Consider the following 14,648-nt stretch of genomic DNA (forward strand, 5'->3'; position numbering starts at 1 on the left):
AATTTAAACGATGAGTAAAAGTGCCTCGGGCCAATCCGTGTATAATTATCGCCGAACTCGATCGGCATCTGCGTGCGTTCGGAAAAGTCCCGAGGATCAACCAATCGCCTTGCCACCCATATCCCGCACTGAGCGGGGCCGATGCGCGATCCCAAAAGAAGTGTGCGGCTTACCGATAAAGCGGACGTTCCACACGGCGATGGTGGGGGCACAAGCTGCCAGTTCTGTGAGCGCAGGCGTCTTCGCGTAACTTTCCGATTTACCGACATCGGGCCTCGCTGATGTCAGAACAGGGATAAACTGGGCAGAACCCTCGTCAGGTGATTTTGCCAAATCACGCTCCGTTCTGCCGCTTCGAGACCATCATTGCTGTCGAAGGACGGTGCTGCCGCCTGCATCGCCAACAAGCGTTCAACCATCGACGCCGATCTGGAGCTGCGACGCGGCATTGACCCAGCTCACAGCCTGGGACAATTGGCGGCGTCCCATTGCCCGCGCCATCTCATCGCCCATCTGACACCAGGTTGCGACATGCACCGGCAATTGCCGTGGCGGCAGCTCATGCGGAAGGACGGCAAAGACATCCGGCGTTTTGACCCACCCATTGCCATAACGAAACCCGGCGCGGGCGAGCACCAAGGCTGCCGGCCGCCCTTCGGCATTGTCGATCCGGTGTTCGAGAAATATCCAGCGATCATCCCAACCCACAAGCCTGGTGGACACTTTGGCCTCATCCCAGAGTTTCAACTCGCGGCGGAACTGCACGGTTGCCGCACCAAGCACCGGCTTCCAGCCCTGCTTGAGTACCGCCCGCAAGATGCCGGTGCGCACCACCCATTCCATGCGGTTCACATCGGCCCATTGCAGGTAACGGCCATTGTTAAGGTGAAGATTGGCGTCGAGATCATGGGGCATGACGCGCATTCGCGCGGACATGGGCGCATCCGGATGCACCCTCGGCCGGGTCAAGGCGCGGGCCAGCGCTGGCAGCATTCGTCCATAAAGCTTGAACATTGCATTCTCCCTTCGACTTTAGCTCAGAAGCCATGGTTGAGTTGAACGAAGGCCGCAGAGAGGCTGCGAACCTGACCGAAGAAACTCAGTCTCGGGCCAACGAACACGTCGGCCCCCACCGACAGGCGCACGCTGTCGTTGATGGCGATGCTTGCCCGCGGACGGATTGCGGCATCACCGGTGGGAAAGAACACAATCGTGGCCAATTCAGTGTCGATGGTGTCGTTGCGCCATTGACGGGCGACGCGCGCGGTCAGGCCATGCTGGACGCGGTTCAGCTGATTGTTGACCGCCGCTCCAAGCTGCGCGATCGCCACGAAAGCAGGAGAGCCGCCGACTGTGGCAGGGTCCTGCCAGTCAAACTGCCGCCGCCAGCTATATTGCAGGTTGAGGTTCCACGGGCCGAAATCGCGGTCCGCGCCTGCCACCACCCACAGATTGTCACGCCGCCGCAGCGGTGTGTCTTCGCCGCGATATCGGCTCCACGCCGCTTCAACGCGCCACCCGATCTTGCCGATGGTGCCCGCCGCGTCGGCGCCAAACAGATCGAGGCGCGGAAAGACTTGGCGCAAGCCTGCCACCGTGCCGGGCGGGCTGCCTGCCGGAGCGGCTTCCAGGGCGAAGTCGCGTGTTCGGTCAACGCCGTGGAACCATGACACGGACCAGTCCACAGTGCCGCCTGAGCGATCAAGACGTAGCCCGAACTGGCCCCGATCCCGCACCTCTTCATCGGGCAATATGACCAGCCCCGGACGGTCTTGCCGGAGCGGGAAGCGGATGCCGCGAAACTCCGGCAGCCACAGTGCATCAAGAGTAAAATTGCCAAGGCCAAGCCGGGCCTGCGCCACCACACTACCGCGCCTTTGCTCATCATCGCTTGCGACCAGCAGCGTGTAATCCCGCGAAGAGATAATGTCGGTGGGGTTCAGCCGATCGGCGCGACCCCATACGATGATGCGTCGGCCGGCGACCAGATCGAGCGCCCCCAGTCGCAATCTGGCCCAGCCTTCAACGAGATCGGACTCCACACCGCCGACGCGGTCAACCTGTACGAAGCCTTCGACACCAATATCGAGATTGCCCATGCGCGGGGCGAGCTTGGCGCGCACCCCCGCGACCGGGACAATCGTTTGATCGTTGAGGTCGCGGTCGTGGCTCCATGTGCCCACCCGCTCCGAAATGGCGAGCCCGAGGCGGCGGTCCAGCGGCTCCGACAGTTCAGCAGGCTCTTCATATTCCTGCTGATCCGCCTCCTCTTCTATCGTCTGTGCGGCCAAGGGCGCAGCAGGGGCTGCTGCTGCCACCAGCAAGGCGATTACCGCGCGCACAGGATCAGCGCGCCGTCTCAAGCGCACGCGGCTGGAAGTCGGCATCGCTCACCTTCACACTGGTGCGGAAGCTGCTGTATTCGATGACCGTACGGTGGCCGGTGACCATGTTCCGCATTACCTGCCGCATCGGCTGGAACGAGCGGCGGGCCGGATCGACCAGCTTGATATCGCTGGCCTCGTAGATCTTCATCAAGGCTCCGGCGGCGTCATAATATTCAGTCTTGACCGGCACTTGATCGCCCTTGCGCAGCCACGATACGCGCCGACCATATCCGGTAGCCGCCGTCACACCGGGGTCGCGCGGGCGCGATTCGACGACATCGCAATCAGCCCCTGCCACCGTTTCGCGTCGCAGCCAGCGATGGTTCCATTCAGCCACGGGATGCCCCAGCACATCGCCATAGGAAAAGTCGGTGCCGACAAAGCTTTCGCGCCGGGCAGACGCCGTCAGGCGGCGCACCTTCTTCAGGGCAGGCAGGTAAACCCAGATGTCATCGTTTCCACCGTTGTTCTCAACCGTGAGGACCGCTGTGCCAGCGATATCCGCCGGCGCGCTGAAGCGGGTCACGCGGCGATTGCGAACACCATCGGCCAGCAACTGTGACAGGCTGCTGGTTTGGCGCACCCGGCTCTGACCTGCCGCGTTGGTAAGCACAAAGCGGCCATTGGCAAGCGATTGGGCTGGTCGCGTGGCCTTCAGGCTCTGCGCCATCAAGGCCTTGGCATCAACGGTCTCGGCAGCGGCTGCCTTTAAGGGCGTGGCCGGGACCACGACGGCGGCAGCTGCGGTGAGCACCAGCAGCATGGCTGCGCCAGTCGTCATCGCTTCGCGGCGCGGCAGCGGCGCCAATTCTGCTTCATGATCCGGCTTTCCGAAGACCACCGCCGGGCGCAAAGTCAGCAATAGCGCGGCATAGAGGGTCAGGGTCGATACGGCACCGGCCAGCATGGCCACTGTCGTGAGAAGGCCCAACCAGATGTGGATGTTGAAGCCCGGCGATGCCATCAGCACCGCATAGCCACCCGCCACCGCACTCGCGACGAACAGCACCGCCTTGCCGGCTGAGGCGAAGGTGTTGCGCAATGCCACCGCCTCATCGCCTGTGCGGCGCAGCTCTTCGCGCAGGCGCCAGGTGAGATAGATGGCATAATCCGCACCGATGCCCAGGGCGAGCGCCGCGAGGGTCGCCGTAGCGATCTGCAACGGGATATTGAGCGCTCCCATGATCCCGAACACCGCGGCCAAGGTGGCCGTCAGTGGCACGAGGATCAGCAGGCCGAGCTTCAGCGACCGGAACATCACCGCAGACACCAGGAACACGGCCAGGAAAATCTGGGCGATGTTCTGCATTTTGCCACTCACCATCACTTCGTTCATGGCGGTGGGCGTTGTGACCGAGCCCCCGAGACGCACGGTCACATCAGCCGGGAAATTGGCCTCGATCACCGGCAGGAGCCGCGTGTTGAGATCAGCCAGCCAGGCAGAGCTGTCGGTCTTGACGAAAGCCTGGATGATTGCGTTGCGATAGGGATAATCGACGAGACCGTCGAAATCGCCCGGTTCACCCGACATCGAATAGAGCAGCAGATACTGCGAAATCAGATCAGCGCTCGCCGGAAGGGTGGCCGCTTCTTCCGCGCCCCCGTTCATGCCTCGGCCCATCTGCTTGAGCAGATCGACGATCGACAGGGTATGCCCCACCCCGGGTTGAGCGGCCAGAAACGCCTGCGTGCGCTCCATGGCGGCCAGCACCTTCGGATCCTTGATGGCATCGTCGGTCTTGCCTTCAATCAGCACATAGAAGGTGTTGGTGCCGGCCATCGCCTGGTTGAGCTTGGCGTCATCTTGGCGCTGGGGCAGGTCGCTGGTGAAGAAGCTTCGCACCGAATTGTCGATGTGGACCTGTGAGCCGAGCAGAGCCAGCACACCGAAGGTGACCAGCGACGCGGCAAAGACCCGGCTACGCGCCCTGGGCGTGCCGACCATCGCAGCAAGCCGTCCGGCGAGGCGATCCCAGTTGGTCACCGCCTTTTCAGCAGCCATCTCGCGCCGGCGCGGCGGGGCCAGGATGGCCCGCAGCGCGGGTGTGAAGCTGAGTTCGACCACCGCGATGCTGAGGATGCCGAGACCACAGAAGATACCGAAAGTGCGGATCGCCTGGATGTCGAACACGATCAGGGACAGGAAGCTGAGAGCTGCAATCAGACAGGCTGCGACCATAACTGGCCCGACTGCTGCAACCGTGGCTACCACAGCCGCCCGACTGGCGGCACGCGGCGCCATGTCGGAACGGGTGTCGAACTCCTCATAATAGCGCTTCAACATCTGCACGGCATGACCCGCAGCCACTGCCAGAATGAGGATCGGGGTCAGATTGTTGAAGGGATCAAGATGCACACCGGCCATCGTCATGATCCCCAATGACCAGATCAGCGCCAGAATAGCGGTGACCAAAGGCAGGATCAGACCCTGCACCGTCCGGAATGCCTCCAGATGAATAAGACCGATCAGCACGACGGCAATCGGCAGCAGCCAGGCCATCCGCTTGGAAAACGTCTCGAGCGCTGCGAGGAAAGCGGGTTGGCCCGATACGGCGATAGTCACGCTGCCATCGCGCGCCGGGGCAACCGCGGCTTCGACCTTATCCATGACATGGCCGAACCCCTTGGGATCCTTGAGGAACTCGACATAGATGGCCGCAGTCCGGCCATCGCTGCTTACCAGCACATCCTTGTACGCCGGGTTGGCCGCAAGCCGCGCCTTGATGGCCTGCGCCTCCGCGAGAGTGGCCGGCACATGGTCAAGCAGGCGGGTGACAACCAGTCCGTCTGCATTGCCGCTGATGTCCTTGGCGCGCGGTGCGGCCAAGCTCTGGATGTTGCCAGGCGCAACGCCTTCGGTGACACTCAGGCGCTGCGTGATATCGAGCACCTTTTCCAGCGTTGCCGGGGTAAAGACGTCACCGGACTCGGGTGTCACGCCGATCACCACAGTGAAGCGGTTTCCGAAAATCTCCTGCACCCGTTCGGTCACCACCACGAAGGGGTGATCACGGGGCAGCAATTCGTCAGCATCGACGATCACGGACAGGTTGCGCAGTTGCAAACCCATCACCACCGTAATCGCCAGAGTGATGGCAAGCATCACCAGCCGATTACGCACCACCCACTCGCCATAACGCTCCAACATCATCCTGCTCCCACCTGAGCCGGGACAGGCAATCCCGGGCAGGAGCGGTCTCTATTGCAGGCGCATCGCAGCAGAATGTGATGTGCGTCACATCATGTTGCCGGACTGTAGCTTTTCTTTTTCTGTCAGCGGGCTACACATCATCGAATGAGGATAACCCCGGTTGTGGAGAAGACATGCAGGGGGCGCATGTGAATTCCTGTATTTGTCAGGCATGCCAAACCGCGGTTGATCCGCGCGATGCGTTTTGTCGCGCCTGCGGTGCCCGGCTTGCCGAGCAAGTGGGTGAGCGGCGGCATTTGTCCGTGATGTTCTGCGACCTCGTCGGCTCAACATCCCTGGCCAGCCGGATGGATCCCGAGGATGTCCTGCAACTGCTTGAGCTGTACCGACGCGAGGCCGGGCGCATTATTGCCGGGCACGGAGGGCACATCGCGCAATATCTTGGTGATGGCCTGCTGGTTTATTTCGGCTACCCCCAAGCGCAAGAGGACGCCCCGGTACAGGCCACGGCTGCCGGGCTAAGGCTTGCGGAGCGCATCGCCGAACTTTCCGAGGAGATACAGCTTCCTGCCCTTGATGAACCTCTGGCCGTACGGGTGGGCATCCACAGCGGGCAGGTGGCACTGGGGCCGGTCGGTGAAGGCGCCGGCGCCGCCACTCTGGCAATGGGGAACACGGTCAATATCGCGTCGCGCCTCGCAGGATTTGCGCAGCCAGGCGACGTGGTGATCAGTCAGGAACTTGCCGGTCGGCTGAGCAGCACTTTTGAACTGGAATCCATCGGCAGCCAATTTCTGAAGGGATTGGAATCGCCGATGCATTTATGGCGGGCTGTCCGGCCTGCGCGGCAGAACGTGCCGGTCAATGCCTGGCGCACGCCGCTGGTTGGTCGCGAGGCCCAGCTTGCAGAACTTGCCGATGCATTCGCGACTGCGCAGCAGGGGCGCCCGCAGCCGGTTTTGGTGCTCGGCGATGCCGGAATCGGCAAATCCCGTCTGATTGCGGCGTTTCGCAAAACACTCGCCAGTCAGGATCATTTCTGGATCACATGCCGCGGGGTCAGCCTTCATCAGGACACGCCCTTCCACCCTCTGCGGGAGGCCATGCGCGAGCACGCTGCTGAACTTCCGCCGACCCTTCAGGCGATGATCGCCGCTGAAACCCGCACGACAGCCCAGCGCGAAGCCGATCAGAATGCCCTGGCAGATTGGTTGATCGGCAAATCGCGGGGTCGTCCGGTGGTACTGCATTGCGAGGATCTCCACTGGTTCGATCCCTCCAGCCAGGAAGCGCTGGGCGCGCTGGCCGGGAAGCTGGAGGATCAGCCCATTCTCTTGCTGGCAGCATCCCGGCCAGACGGCCCATCGCACGGGCTGATCAACGCGCGTGTGCTGCATCTGCCGCCCTTGGCGACCGACGAATTGCAGCGGTTGATCGCCGAATTGCTGGGCAATTTGCCAACCGATGCCCCGGCTGTGGCAGACCTTGCCCGCCGGGCTGAAGGCATCCCCTTGTTCGCTGAAGAACTCGCACGATCGCTGCTTGAACAGACCGGGGAGTCTGATGCGCCGCCCGAAATTCCGGGCTCATTACAGGACTTGTTCGCCGCCCGCCTCGATCGGCTTGGCCCGCTCAAGGGGGTGGTGCAAACAGCGGCGCTGCTTGGCCGCGCTTTCGACGCGGGCATGCTCGCACGGGTGGTTGGGCAGGCAACGGGCGATGTGGACGCGGTGCTGGGTTTGGCGATTGCCCGGCAAATTCTGCACAAGCGCCCCAACGGGCAATATCAATTTTATCACGCGCTTCTCCAGGAGGCGGCCGCGTCGGCCATGCTGCGACGCGAGCGCAGCGCCGCGCATCGCCGCATTGCCGACGTCATGGTCAACAGCGAAAACGTGCCGGCGGGTATCGTTGCGAGTCATTTTGCTGCGGCCGGGGCAACCGGAGAAGCCATCGCGTGGTATGGCCGAGCCGGTGAGCAAGCGCTCGCGAAGGCCGCGTATATGGAAGCCGAGGCCGCTCTCGCGAAAGCCGTCGCATTGTTCGAGGCTGAGCCTGATGCGGTCAGCGACGTTACCATGCTGCCGCACTACAGCAGGCTTAACCGTGTGCGCCAGTTGACGCGGGGCTATGCCGATCCGCTGACTGTCGGCACAGCGGCCTCCGCGCGCGAATTGGCCCGGCGCAGTGGCAGCCTTTCAGAACTCTTCCGTGAGGAGGAACGGCTGCTTCAGACCGTGCTCACGCAGGGTGACTACCTTGCCGTAACCGCCCATGCCAACGAGCTGGCATCGCTTGCCCAGGCCGCCGGGCGTGATGCCGACATGCTCATGATCGCCAATAATGCCCAGCTACAGGTGAGTTATTTTACCGGCAATCTCGCGGCTGCCGAAGAGCATTTCACCCAGTTTCACCCTCTCGTCGCGGACATCGGGCGTCGTCAACCGCCTGGCAATGTCGTCAGTGGCATCGGGGTGGCCGCGCTGGTCGCAGCGGCGGCCGGTAATGATGATCTGGCACGCGCCCGCATCGCTCATGCCAGCCGCTTCGCTGATCAGAGCGGCCATCCTTATGATCGAGCCATGGCGACCCATTATCATATCTACATGCTGGTCGCGCAGCATGATCGCGAGGCCATCATTCCGCTAGCCGCGCACCAGATCGAATGGGCTGCCGAGCATGGGTTCGCCTATCTCGGACTTTTGGCGCAGGCTGCCGTGGCTTGGGCACGAGGCATCGCCGGCGAAGCGGAACAAGCCGGTGTGCTCGCCAGCATCATTGAAGCCCAGATCGCTGCGGGCGCACGCATTGCCGTGTGCAGGCAATTGCATATGCTCGCGGAACTTCACCTTATTGCCGGTATGCTGCCCGAAGCGGCGGCCACGACCCAGAGGGCTCTGACCTTCAATCCTCAGGAGCGGCTTTTTGCACCGGGCAACCGGATCATCGCGGCCCGCGTTGCGATGGCTACCAATGATATCGACACGGCTGTCGCCGAACTCGGTCAGGCCCATGCTGAGGCTGTCGCCATGGGTGCCTTGGCCGATATGCGGTGTGCCGAGGCGCTTCTTGCCACCATGCCCGCCACCTTTGCGGCCTGAGGGACCGCAATGCCAACCAATGCCGCGCTGCCGACTGTTGCCGAACTGGGGGGCGTTCCGCTGCTGTCGGGATGCGATCCGCGCCGACTGGCCCAATTGGCTCAAAGCCTTCGTTTGCGCTTCTTTGCCAAAGGCGAGACCGTGCTGGCGCAAGGGGAGGCCGGGCAGGATCTCTATTTCCTGTTGTCCGGCCAATTGCTGGCGAACCGCTACAGTATAGACGGCCAGGAAGTGGGGTACCGCCGGCTGGTGGCTCCAACCCATTTCGGAGAACTCTCGGCGCTGGACGGCGCGCCGCGGTCCATCAATGTCACGGCCGCCACCGATGCCCGCGTGGCTACCATGTCGCACGCCGACTTCGGCGCACTTCTTGAAGCTGAGCCCCGCTTGGCACGGCAACTGCTCATCGAATTGGCGGGAAGGGTGCGTGAATTGAGCGACAGGCTGTTCGAAGCCGGCACGGTTGACACGCGTGGCCGCGTTGCAGCGCAGATCGTGCGGATCGCCGTGGCAGCAGGTGCGACGGAGGATGGTGTCGCCTTGTTCCCGGCCCCTACACACGCCGAACTGGCGGCGATGGTGGGGGGCACACGCGAGACCGTGACCCGCTCGCTGAGCCAGCTTGCGGACGCGGGCGTTCTGGTCAAGGAGGGGCGTCGTATCGTGATCCGCCAGTTTGATGCCCTCATGGCACTATCGGGTGGATAAGATGACGCAACGCCGGGTCGATGTGATTGTTGTAGGCGGAGGCCCCGCTGGTGCCACCGCCGCATGGGCTTTGGCCCGCCGCGGCGTGAACGTCAGGCTGGTCGATCGCGCCCGGTTTCCCCGCGAGAAGGTGTGCGGCGATTATCTCGAGCCTGCCGCTCTGCGGATTGCCCGCGCGATGGGTGCGTCGTCCGTGCTGCCGGGTTCTGGCCAGCCGGTCATCAGGCGAAACAGTGTCTATTTCGGCCCTCACCGTGCCTGGTCTGGCAGCATCCCCTATTATGACAGCGCCGATGGGCTACCCGATCATGGGATGATCGTCCCGCGCACCCGCCTTGATGCAGAATTGCTTGCCGCCGCCGCAGCAGCGGGTGCTGTCGTTCGTGAGGATTGCGCCGTTGCCAGCGTGACACGCGATGCTGGCCTGATGCAGGTTGCGCTGGCCAATGGGGAGCTGCTGACAGCCCCTCTCGTCGTGGGCGCAGACGGCGTGGAATCAGTGGTCGCCCGATCGATGGGGATTGTCCGCCGCGACCGAAGACACATCGGTATCGCGCGCCGCCTTTATCTGGAGGGGCTGGACATTGCCGAGGATGAAGCCGTTGTCTGGTTCGACGACGATCAGATCCCTGGTTACGGCTGGCTGTTTCCAACCGGGTGCGGCGGGGGCAATGTTGGCGTTGGCTTGCTTTCGGAAGCGGCATCGAGACAGGATCTGCTGGTGCCCGCGACGCTTGAGGACACGCTGAAACGGCTGGCCATCCGGCATCCGGGATGCGGAAAGGCACGGCCGGTCGGTCCGCCAGTGGGCGGTATCGTCAAGGCCTATGGCGCGATCACCACCAACCATTTTGCCGGAGGCTTGCTGGTGGGTGATGCGGGTTGCTTTGCTGATCCCATCACCGGCGAGGGCATTTCGCAAGGTATGGAGTCAGCCGTCATCGCGACGCGCACCCTCATGGCAGCGCTGGCAGCGGGCCGATTTGAAGCGGCTGATCTGGCGCGCTTTGATCGCGAATTTCGTGCGCATTTCGATCCCGGGATGCGCTGGCTCGGTTTCTGCGCGGCCTTGATGCGAAATTGGCATTTCCGCCACTGGCTGTGGCGCATCACGCGCCGCGGCTTCGAGGAAGCGGCGCGCAATCCTGATGTCGCCCGCGTCGCTGGTTCGGGCTTTGGCGGACTGGACATTCGGCCGCGCGACATCATCGTGCAGCTATGGAGCCGCGTGTTTTCAGCCGGCCTCGAAGATGGCATCCGGCTGCTTGCCGCGCTGATCGCTGGCAGGCCACCGCGCGGTGGTGGTCTGGCAGGGGATGTCGAGGCCTGGCAGCGGGCCTGGCGTGAGTCCCTCGCCGATGACCCGGCCTTCCATGCCCGCTGGTTGGCCGATCTGGGTCAGGCGCTGTTCGCGCTGATCCCGGCGCTGCGTCATGGCGGCATGAACCCGCGCCGCGTTGGCCTTGAACTCTAAGCAGCAGGAACGGACATGGTCAGCAGCAAACAGCAACAAACCGCCGACCCGGCGCAAGTCGCGGTGATCGGTGGCGGTATTGCCGGCATGACGGCGGCGCTTCGTCTTGCGCAGCGGGGGTTTGCCGTCACGCTCTACGAAGCCTCGTCGGTGCTGGGGGGGAATCTCGCCTCGGTCCCGGTTGGCGGCATGCCCCGCGATGTTTACCCGCATATGTTTTGCGACTGGTATGTGAACTTCTGGGACATTGTTGAACGGGATCTGGGACGGCCTCGCGCCAGCCAGTTCCGGTCCTTCGACGGTGTCAGCCTGCTCATGCGCGACGGTCGCAGTCTGGCCATGACCAATCCCAGCACGGTGGAATCCCTGATCGCCAATCTGTTCAGCGGGGTGCTGCCCCCGGCAGAGATGTTCCTGTCAATGTTTGCGCTGCTTGATCTTGCCGCAGAACCGCTCGGAAATGCTGAACTCACGTCCTTGGCGCGGCTTGATGTGAACGGCTTCATCTATGGCAGGCCCTATGCCACCAACGATGTTGCCCGGCTGAACAACTATATCCTCTCAACCGTATGGTCGCTCGATAGCGATATGGTCTCAGCCAAATCCTACCAGCGTTTCCTCCGGCGCTTCTCGAGTTTCCCCACTGGGGCCCCCTTCGCCTGGCTCGCAAAGGCCAGCTGTGCCGATTGCATTATCGATCCGTGGGAACAGCGCCTGCGCGAACTGGGCGTGACCATTCATGTGAGCACCAAAGTGGAAAGGCTTGTCCTCGCTGACAACAAGCCGCTGCTGACCGCCGGGGGCGAAGAGCGGAGCTTTGCTAATGTCGTGCTGGCGGTGCCCGCTCCGCGCATGCTGGATCTGATCATGGACCCGGCGCCGCCTTCCGGCACGCAGGCACTCATCGATCATGTGCCGGACCTCGCGCGGATGCAAACCGCACGATCCGCGGCCATTCCTGTCGTGGACCTCTGGCTGAAGCGTAAGCTTCCCGGTCTGCCTGCCGGGCAGGTCGGCCTTCATGATTCCAAATATGGGCTCAGTTTCTGCGACCTGTCCCAATTGTGGGACACCGATCGCCGCATGGCCGGCATTACCGTGCTGGCCTTGGCCGCATCGCGCGGGGACTTTATCCCCTCTCGCAATCCCGAAACGATGGCATTTGCCATGCTTCAGGAGGCTGCGCCGTATCTGCCCGGTTTCCGGCCGGGCGCCCGATGGGGCGATCCGGAGAGCGACGTGGACTGGGAGCGCACCGCTATGCGCACCAATCAGGATCACCAATTGTTCGTCAACGATGTTGGCAGTCTGGCTTACCGGCCGTCAGCACGCCAACCGCGCTTGCCGTGGCTGGCGCTGGCGGGCGACTATGTGTCGGGCGCAGTGGGGATGGCGACAGTGGAAAGCGCCGTGGAAAGCGGCATATTGGCCGCCGCAGCGGTGCAGGCCGCCGACACCCAGCGCCGTGGCCATATGCGGGGCGCGCCGATCGAATTGATCGCGCCGCATCGCTATTCCGAGACTTTGCTGCTTGCGGCACGCGTGGCGCTGGTGCCCGCAGCCTATGCGGCCACCGCCTGGGCGCTACTCCAAGGTGCCTCACCGCCGCTCGCGCCAATGGGGGGCGGCATGGCCGAACGGCCTGCGCAGAGCCTTGCCGAATTGCCGCTGGCCATGGCGCAGGACTTGCTTACGGGAACCTATGCGCTCGCAAGGCGGCTCAACAGCGAGGATGGCGCGTGGGAGGCTGCCGGGGCTGAGCTTGCAAGCTACGCAGCAGCACTCCTCGCCAAAACCGGCGCATCGGAGCAAGGCATGGCCGGGGCGCTGGCTGAGCTTCTCGACGCTGTAGCATCGCGCCTTTCCGGCCCATCTGATCCGTCTGATACTTCCTACCGCCGCTGGCGCGTGAAGCCGTGATCGCCCTGTTTAACGCCCCAAGTGAAAGCCCCGTATGACCGATATCACTGCTGACATCATCGCCGATCTCGGCTTTGCCGATGCCATCGGCCAGCTCAGATCCACGATCGAGACCTGGGTGATGGGGCAGGGCACCGATATGCGGCCGATGCTCGAGTGGCAGTTTCTCGCACCGTCCAAATATTTCAGGCCGCTCACGATCTTTGCCTGTCACCATGCTGTTACCGGTGAACCGGCAACACCCCAATTGGTGCGATCCGCCGTTGTGCTGGAAATGCTCCACAATGTGTCGCTGATTATCGATGACATTCTCGACGCCTCGCCCACACGGCGGGGCAAGGCGACATTGCACGCCCGTTTCGGACAATTGCCTGCGCTGATGGCATCCGGGCATATCGTGGCCGAGGCCTATCGCATGGTCGCGGACGATCCACACGACATCACATTGTGTTCAGCCTTGCTGACGCGTCTTGGCATTGCGGAATGCATGCAATGGCGGCTGCGACGGCAGCCACTCGGCATTGAAGATTGGCGCGACATTGCCGGGGAGGACACGGGGTCGATGTTTGAAACCTGTGCCTGTCTGGCGACGCGTGACGACAGCCTTCGCCGCTTTGGCGGGCTGCTTGGCACGCTCTATCATGGCTGTGACGATGTGGGAGATGTCCGGGGTCTGGCCTCGCTTGGCGGCGGTGGTGAAGAGGATCTGCGTGACGGTATTCTGACCTTGCCAGCCGCGATTGCGATCCGCGACCCCCACATCAGGGAAAGCTTCTGCAAGCCCTCGCCTTCGCCTGATGAGCTGGCCACCATTTCTGACGCCATGAAGGCAGCGCTGCCCGAGGCGGAGGCGGAGCTTGATCGCCTTGCCACCGAGGCAAGCTGGGATGCGCAGGTTCACAGCAGCCATCCTGCGGTGCTGCTCGCGCTCGTGGCGCATACTCGGGGCTTGGCAGACCGTTAACGGACGGTCTGACGGCTTGTGAGGGGCGGATTTGGGTTGATACCGCATCCGGGCAGGCGAGCTATCCCCGCGCTTCAGCTGGCAGTAACCCCTCCTTACAGGGCTTCGTTGCTCAGGCGACTGTTCCAGGTGCCATGTCAACAATCCATTGACGGAAGGTCGTCAATGGAATATTGACGAATCGTCAGGGAATTATTGACGGAGGCCGACAGTGAATCTCGCAGAGCAACAAGCCATCAGAAAAAGTACGGCAGCAGTAATGGTTGAGTGGGCAAACAACCGCCAACCGCCCTTCACAGGCGAGAGCGCCGACGAATTCAGGGACGCGATCACGGCAGCGTATCTGGTAGCCGATGAAGGGCGGCTTGATCTTCAGCGCTGGGTCGATGCCGCGCGGCGATCAGGGCTGAGCTGGACAGACATCGGAGACGCGCTTGGCATATCGAAACAGGCAGCGCAGCAGCGTTTCAAGCTCAATATTGACGACAATGACCCCACCCAATTTGAGGGCGAAAAGGTTGTCAGGCTCGGAGCGCACGCTTTCAACGAGATGCGCATTCTCCGGGAAGAAGGCGATAACGGCCATGAGCTGATTGATGCGGGCTTGCTCAAACTCATCTTTCGCAAAACCGACCAGCAGTGGGAATACAAGCGGCGGATCGGAGGCGTTTGGATGGTCGACGAGTTACGCGCAGAAATGCGGAAAGCCGGGTGGACCTATGTGTCGAGTTGGCCACCATTCCATTACTTCAAACGGCCCGTAGCCGCGCAATAGGCCAAAGAGACCTTGTCCGGATGAAGATCGGTTACATCGCTACCGGCGGTCGGCTCCGAACACGCGCCTTTGTCATCCAGCAGAAGACAGGCCGACCCATCCAATTCGAACTGCTGCGCGACACGCGCGCCGGTTTGTTGGTAGGGCTCTAACGTCCGGATGGCACGG

9 protein-coding genes are annotated in these 14,648 nt (G+C 62.7%); 6 read left to right on the forward strand and 3 right to left on the reverse strand.

Annotated elements, in window-relative coordinates:
* Positions 1–411: 411 nt before the first annotated feature.
* The 3 genes from SOQ14_RS09100 to SOQ14_RS09110 form a co-directional block, all read right to left on the reverse strand.
* Entirely contained in the window at positions 412–936 is a 525-nt protein-coding gene (locus SOQ14_RS09100; protein WP_322897754.1) for a thioesterase family protein, read from the reverse strand.
* Between the two features lie 101 nt (positions 937–1,037).
* Positions 1,038–2,342 carry a hypothetical protein gene (locus SOQ14_RS09105; RefSeq protein ID WP_322897755.1) on the reverse strand — a complete coding sequence of 435 codons (1,305 nt, stop codon included), beginning with the start codon at positions 2,340–2,342 and terminating at the stop codon, positions 1,038–1,040.
* 4 nt (positions 2,343–2,346) lie between these two features.
* A complete protein-coding gene (locus tag SOQ14_RS09110) occupies positions 2,347–5,538 on the reverse strand; it encodes an outer membrane lipoprotein-sorting protein (RefSeq protein WP_322897756.1) in 3,192 nt (1,063 codons plus the stop codon).
* A 305-nt stretch (positions 5,539–5,843) separates the two neighbouring features.
* Between SOQ14_RS09110 and SOQ14_RS09115 the strand changes: the two genes are divergently transcribed.
* The 6 genes from SOQ14_RS09115 to SOQ14_RS09140 all read left to right on the forward strand — a co-directional run bounded on the left by SOQ14_RS09115 (position 5,844) and on the right by SOQ14_RS09140 (position 14,480).
* Positions 5,844–8,639: an AAA family ATPase gene (locus SOQ14_RS09115; protein WP_416232751.1), complete on the forward strand. Its 2,796-nt coding sequence runs from the start codon at positions 5,844–5,846 to the stop codon at positions 8,637–8,639.
* Between the two features lie 9 nt (positions 8,640–8,648).
* Positions 8,649–9,347 carry a Crp/Fnr family transcriptional regulator gene (locus tag SOQ14_RS09120; protein WP_322897758.1) on the forward strand — a complete coding sequence of 233 codons (699 nt, stop codon included), beginning with the start codon at positions 8,649–8,651 and terminating at the stop codon, positions 9,345–9,347.
* Between the two features lies 1 nt (position 9,348).
* Complete coding sequence (locus tag SOQ14_RS09125; protein ID WP_322897759.1) at positions 9,349–10,821, forward strand: NAD(P)/FAD-dependent oxidoreductase; 1,473 nt, start codon at positions 9,349–9,351, stop codon at positions 10,819–10,821.
* Positions 10,822–10,836: 15 nt separating this feature from the next.
* Entirely contained in the window at positions 10,837–12,741 is a 1,905-nt protein-coding gene (locus SOQ14_RS09130) for an FAD-dependent oxidoreductase (RefSeq protein ID WP_322897760.1), read from the forward strand.
* A 34-nt stretch (positions 12,742–12,775) separates the two neighbouring features.
* On the forward strand, positions 12,776–13,705 hold the full coding sequence (locus SOQ14_RS09135) for a polyprenyl synthetase family protein (protein WP_322897761.1): 930 nt from the start codon (positions 12,776–12,778) through the stop codon (positions 13,703–13,705).
* A 211-nt stretch (positions 13,706–13,916) separates the two neighbouring features.
* Positions 13,917–14,480: a hypothetical protein gene (locus SOQ14_RS09140; protein WP_322897762.1), complete on the forward strand. Its 564-nt coding sequence runs from the start codon at positions 13,917–13,919 to the stop codon at positions 14,478–14,480.
* Positions 14,481–14,648 lie beyond the last annotated feature (168 nt).

The sequence above is a fragment of the Erythrobacter epiphyticus genome (assembly GCF_034653295.1).
Lineage (GTDB): Bacteria > Pseudomonadota > Alphaproteobacteria > Sphingomonadales > Sphingomonadaceae > Erythrobacter.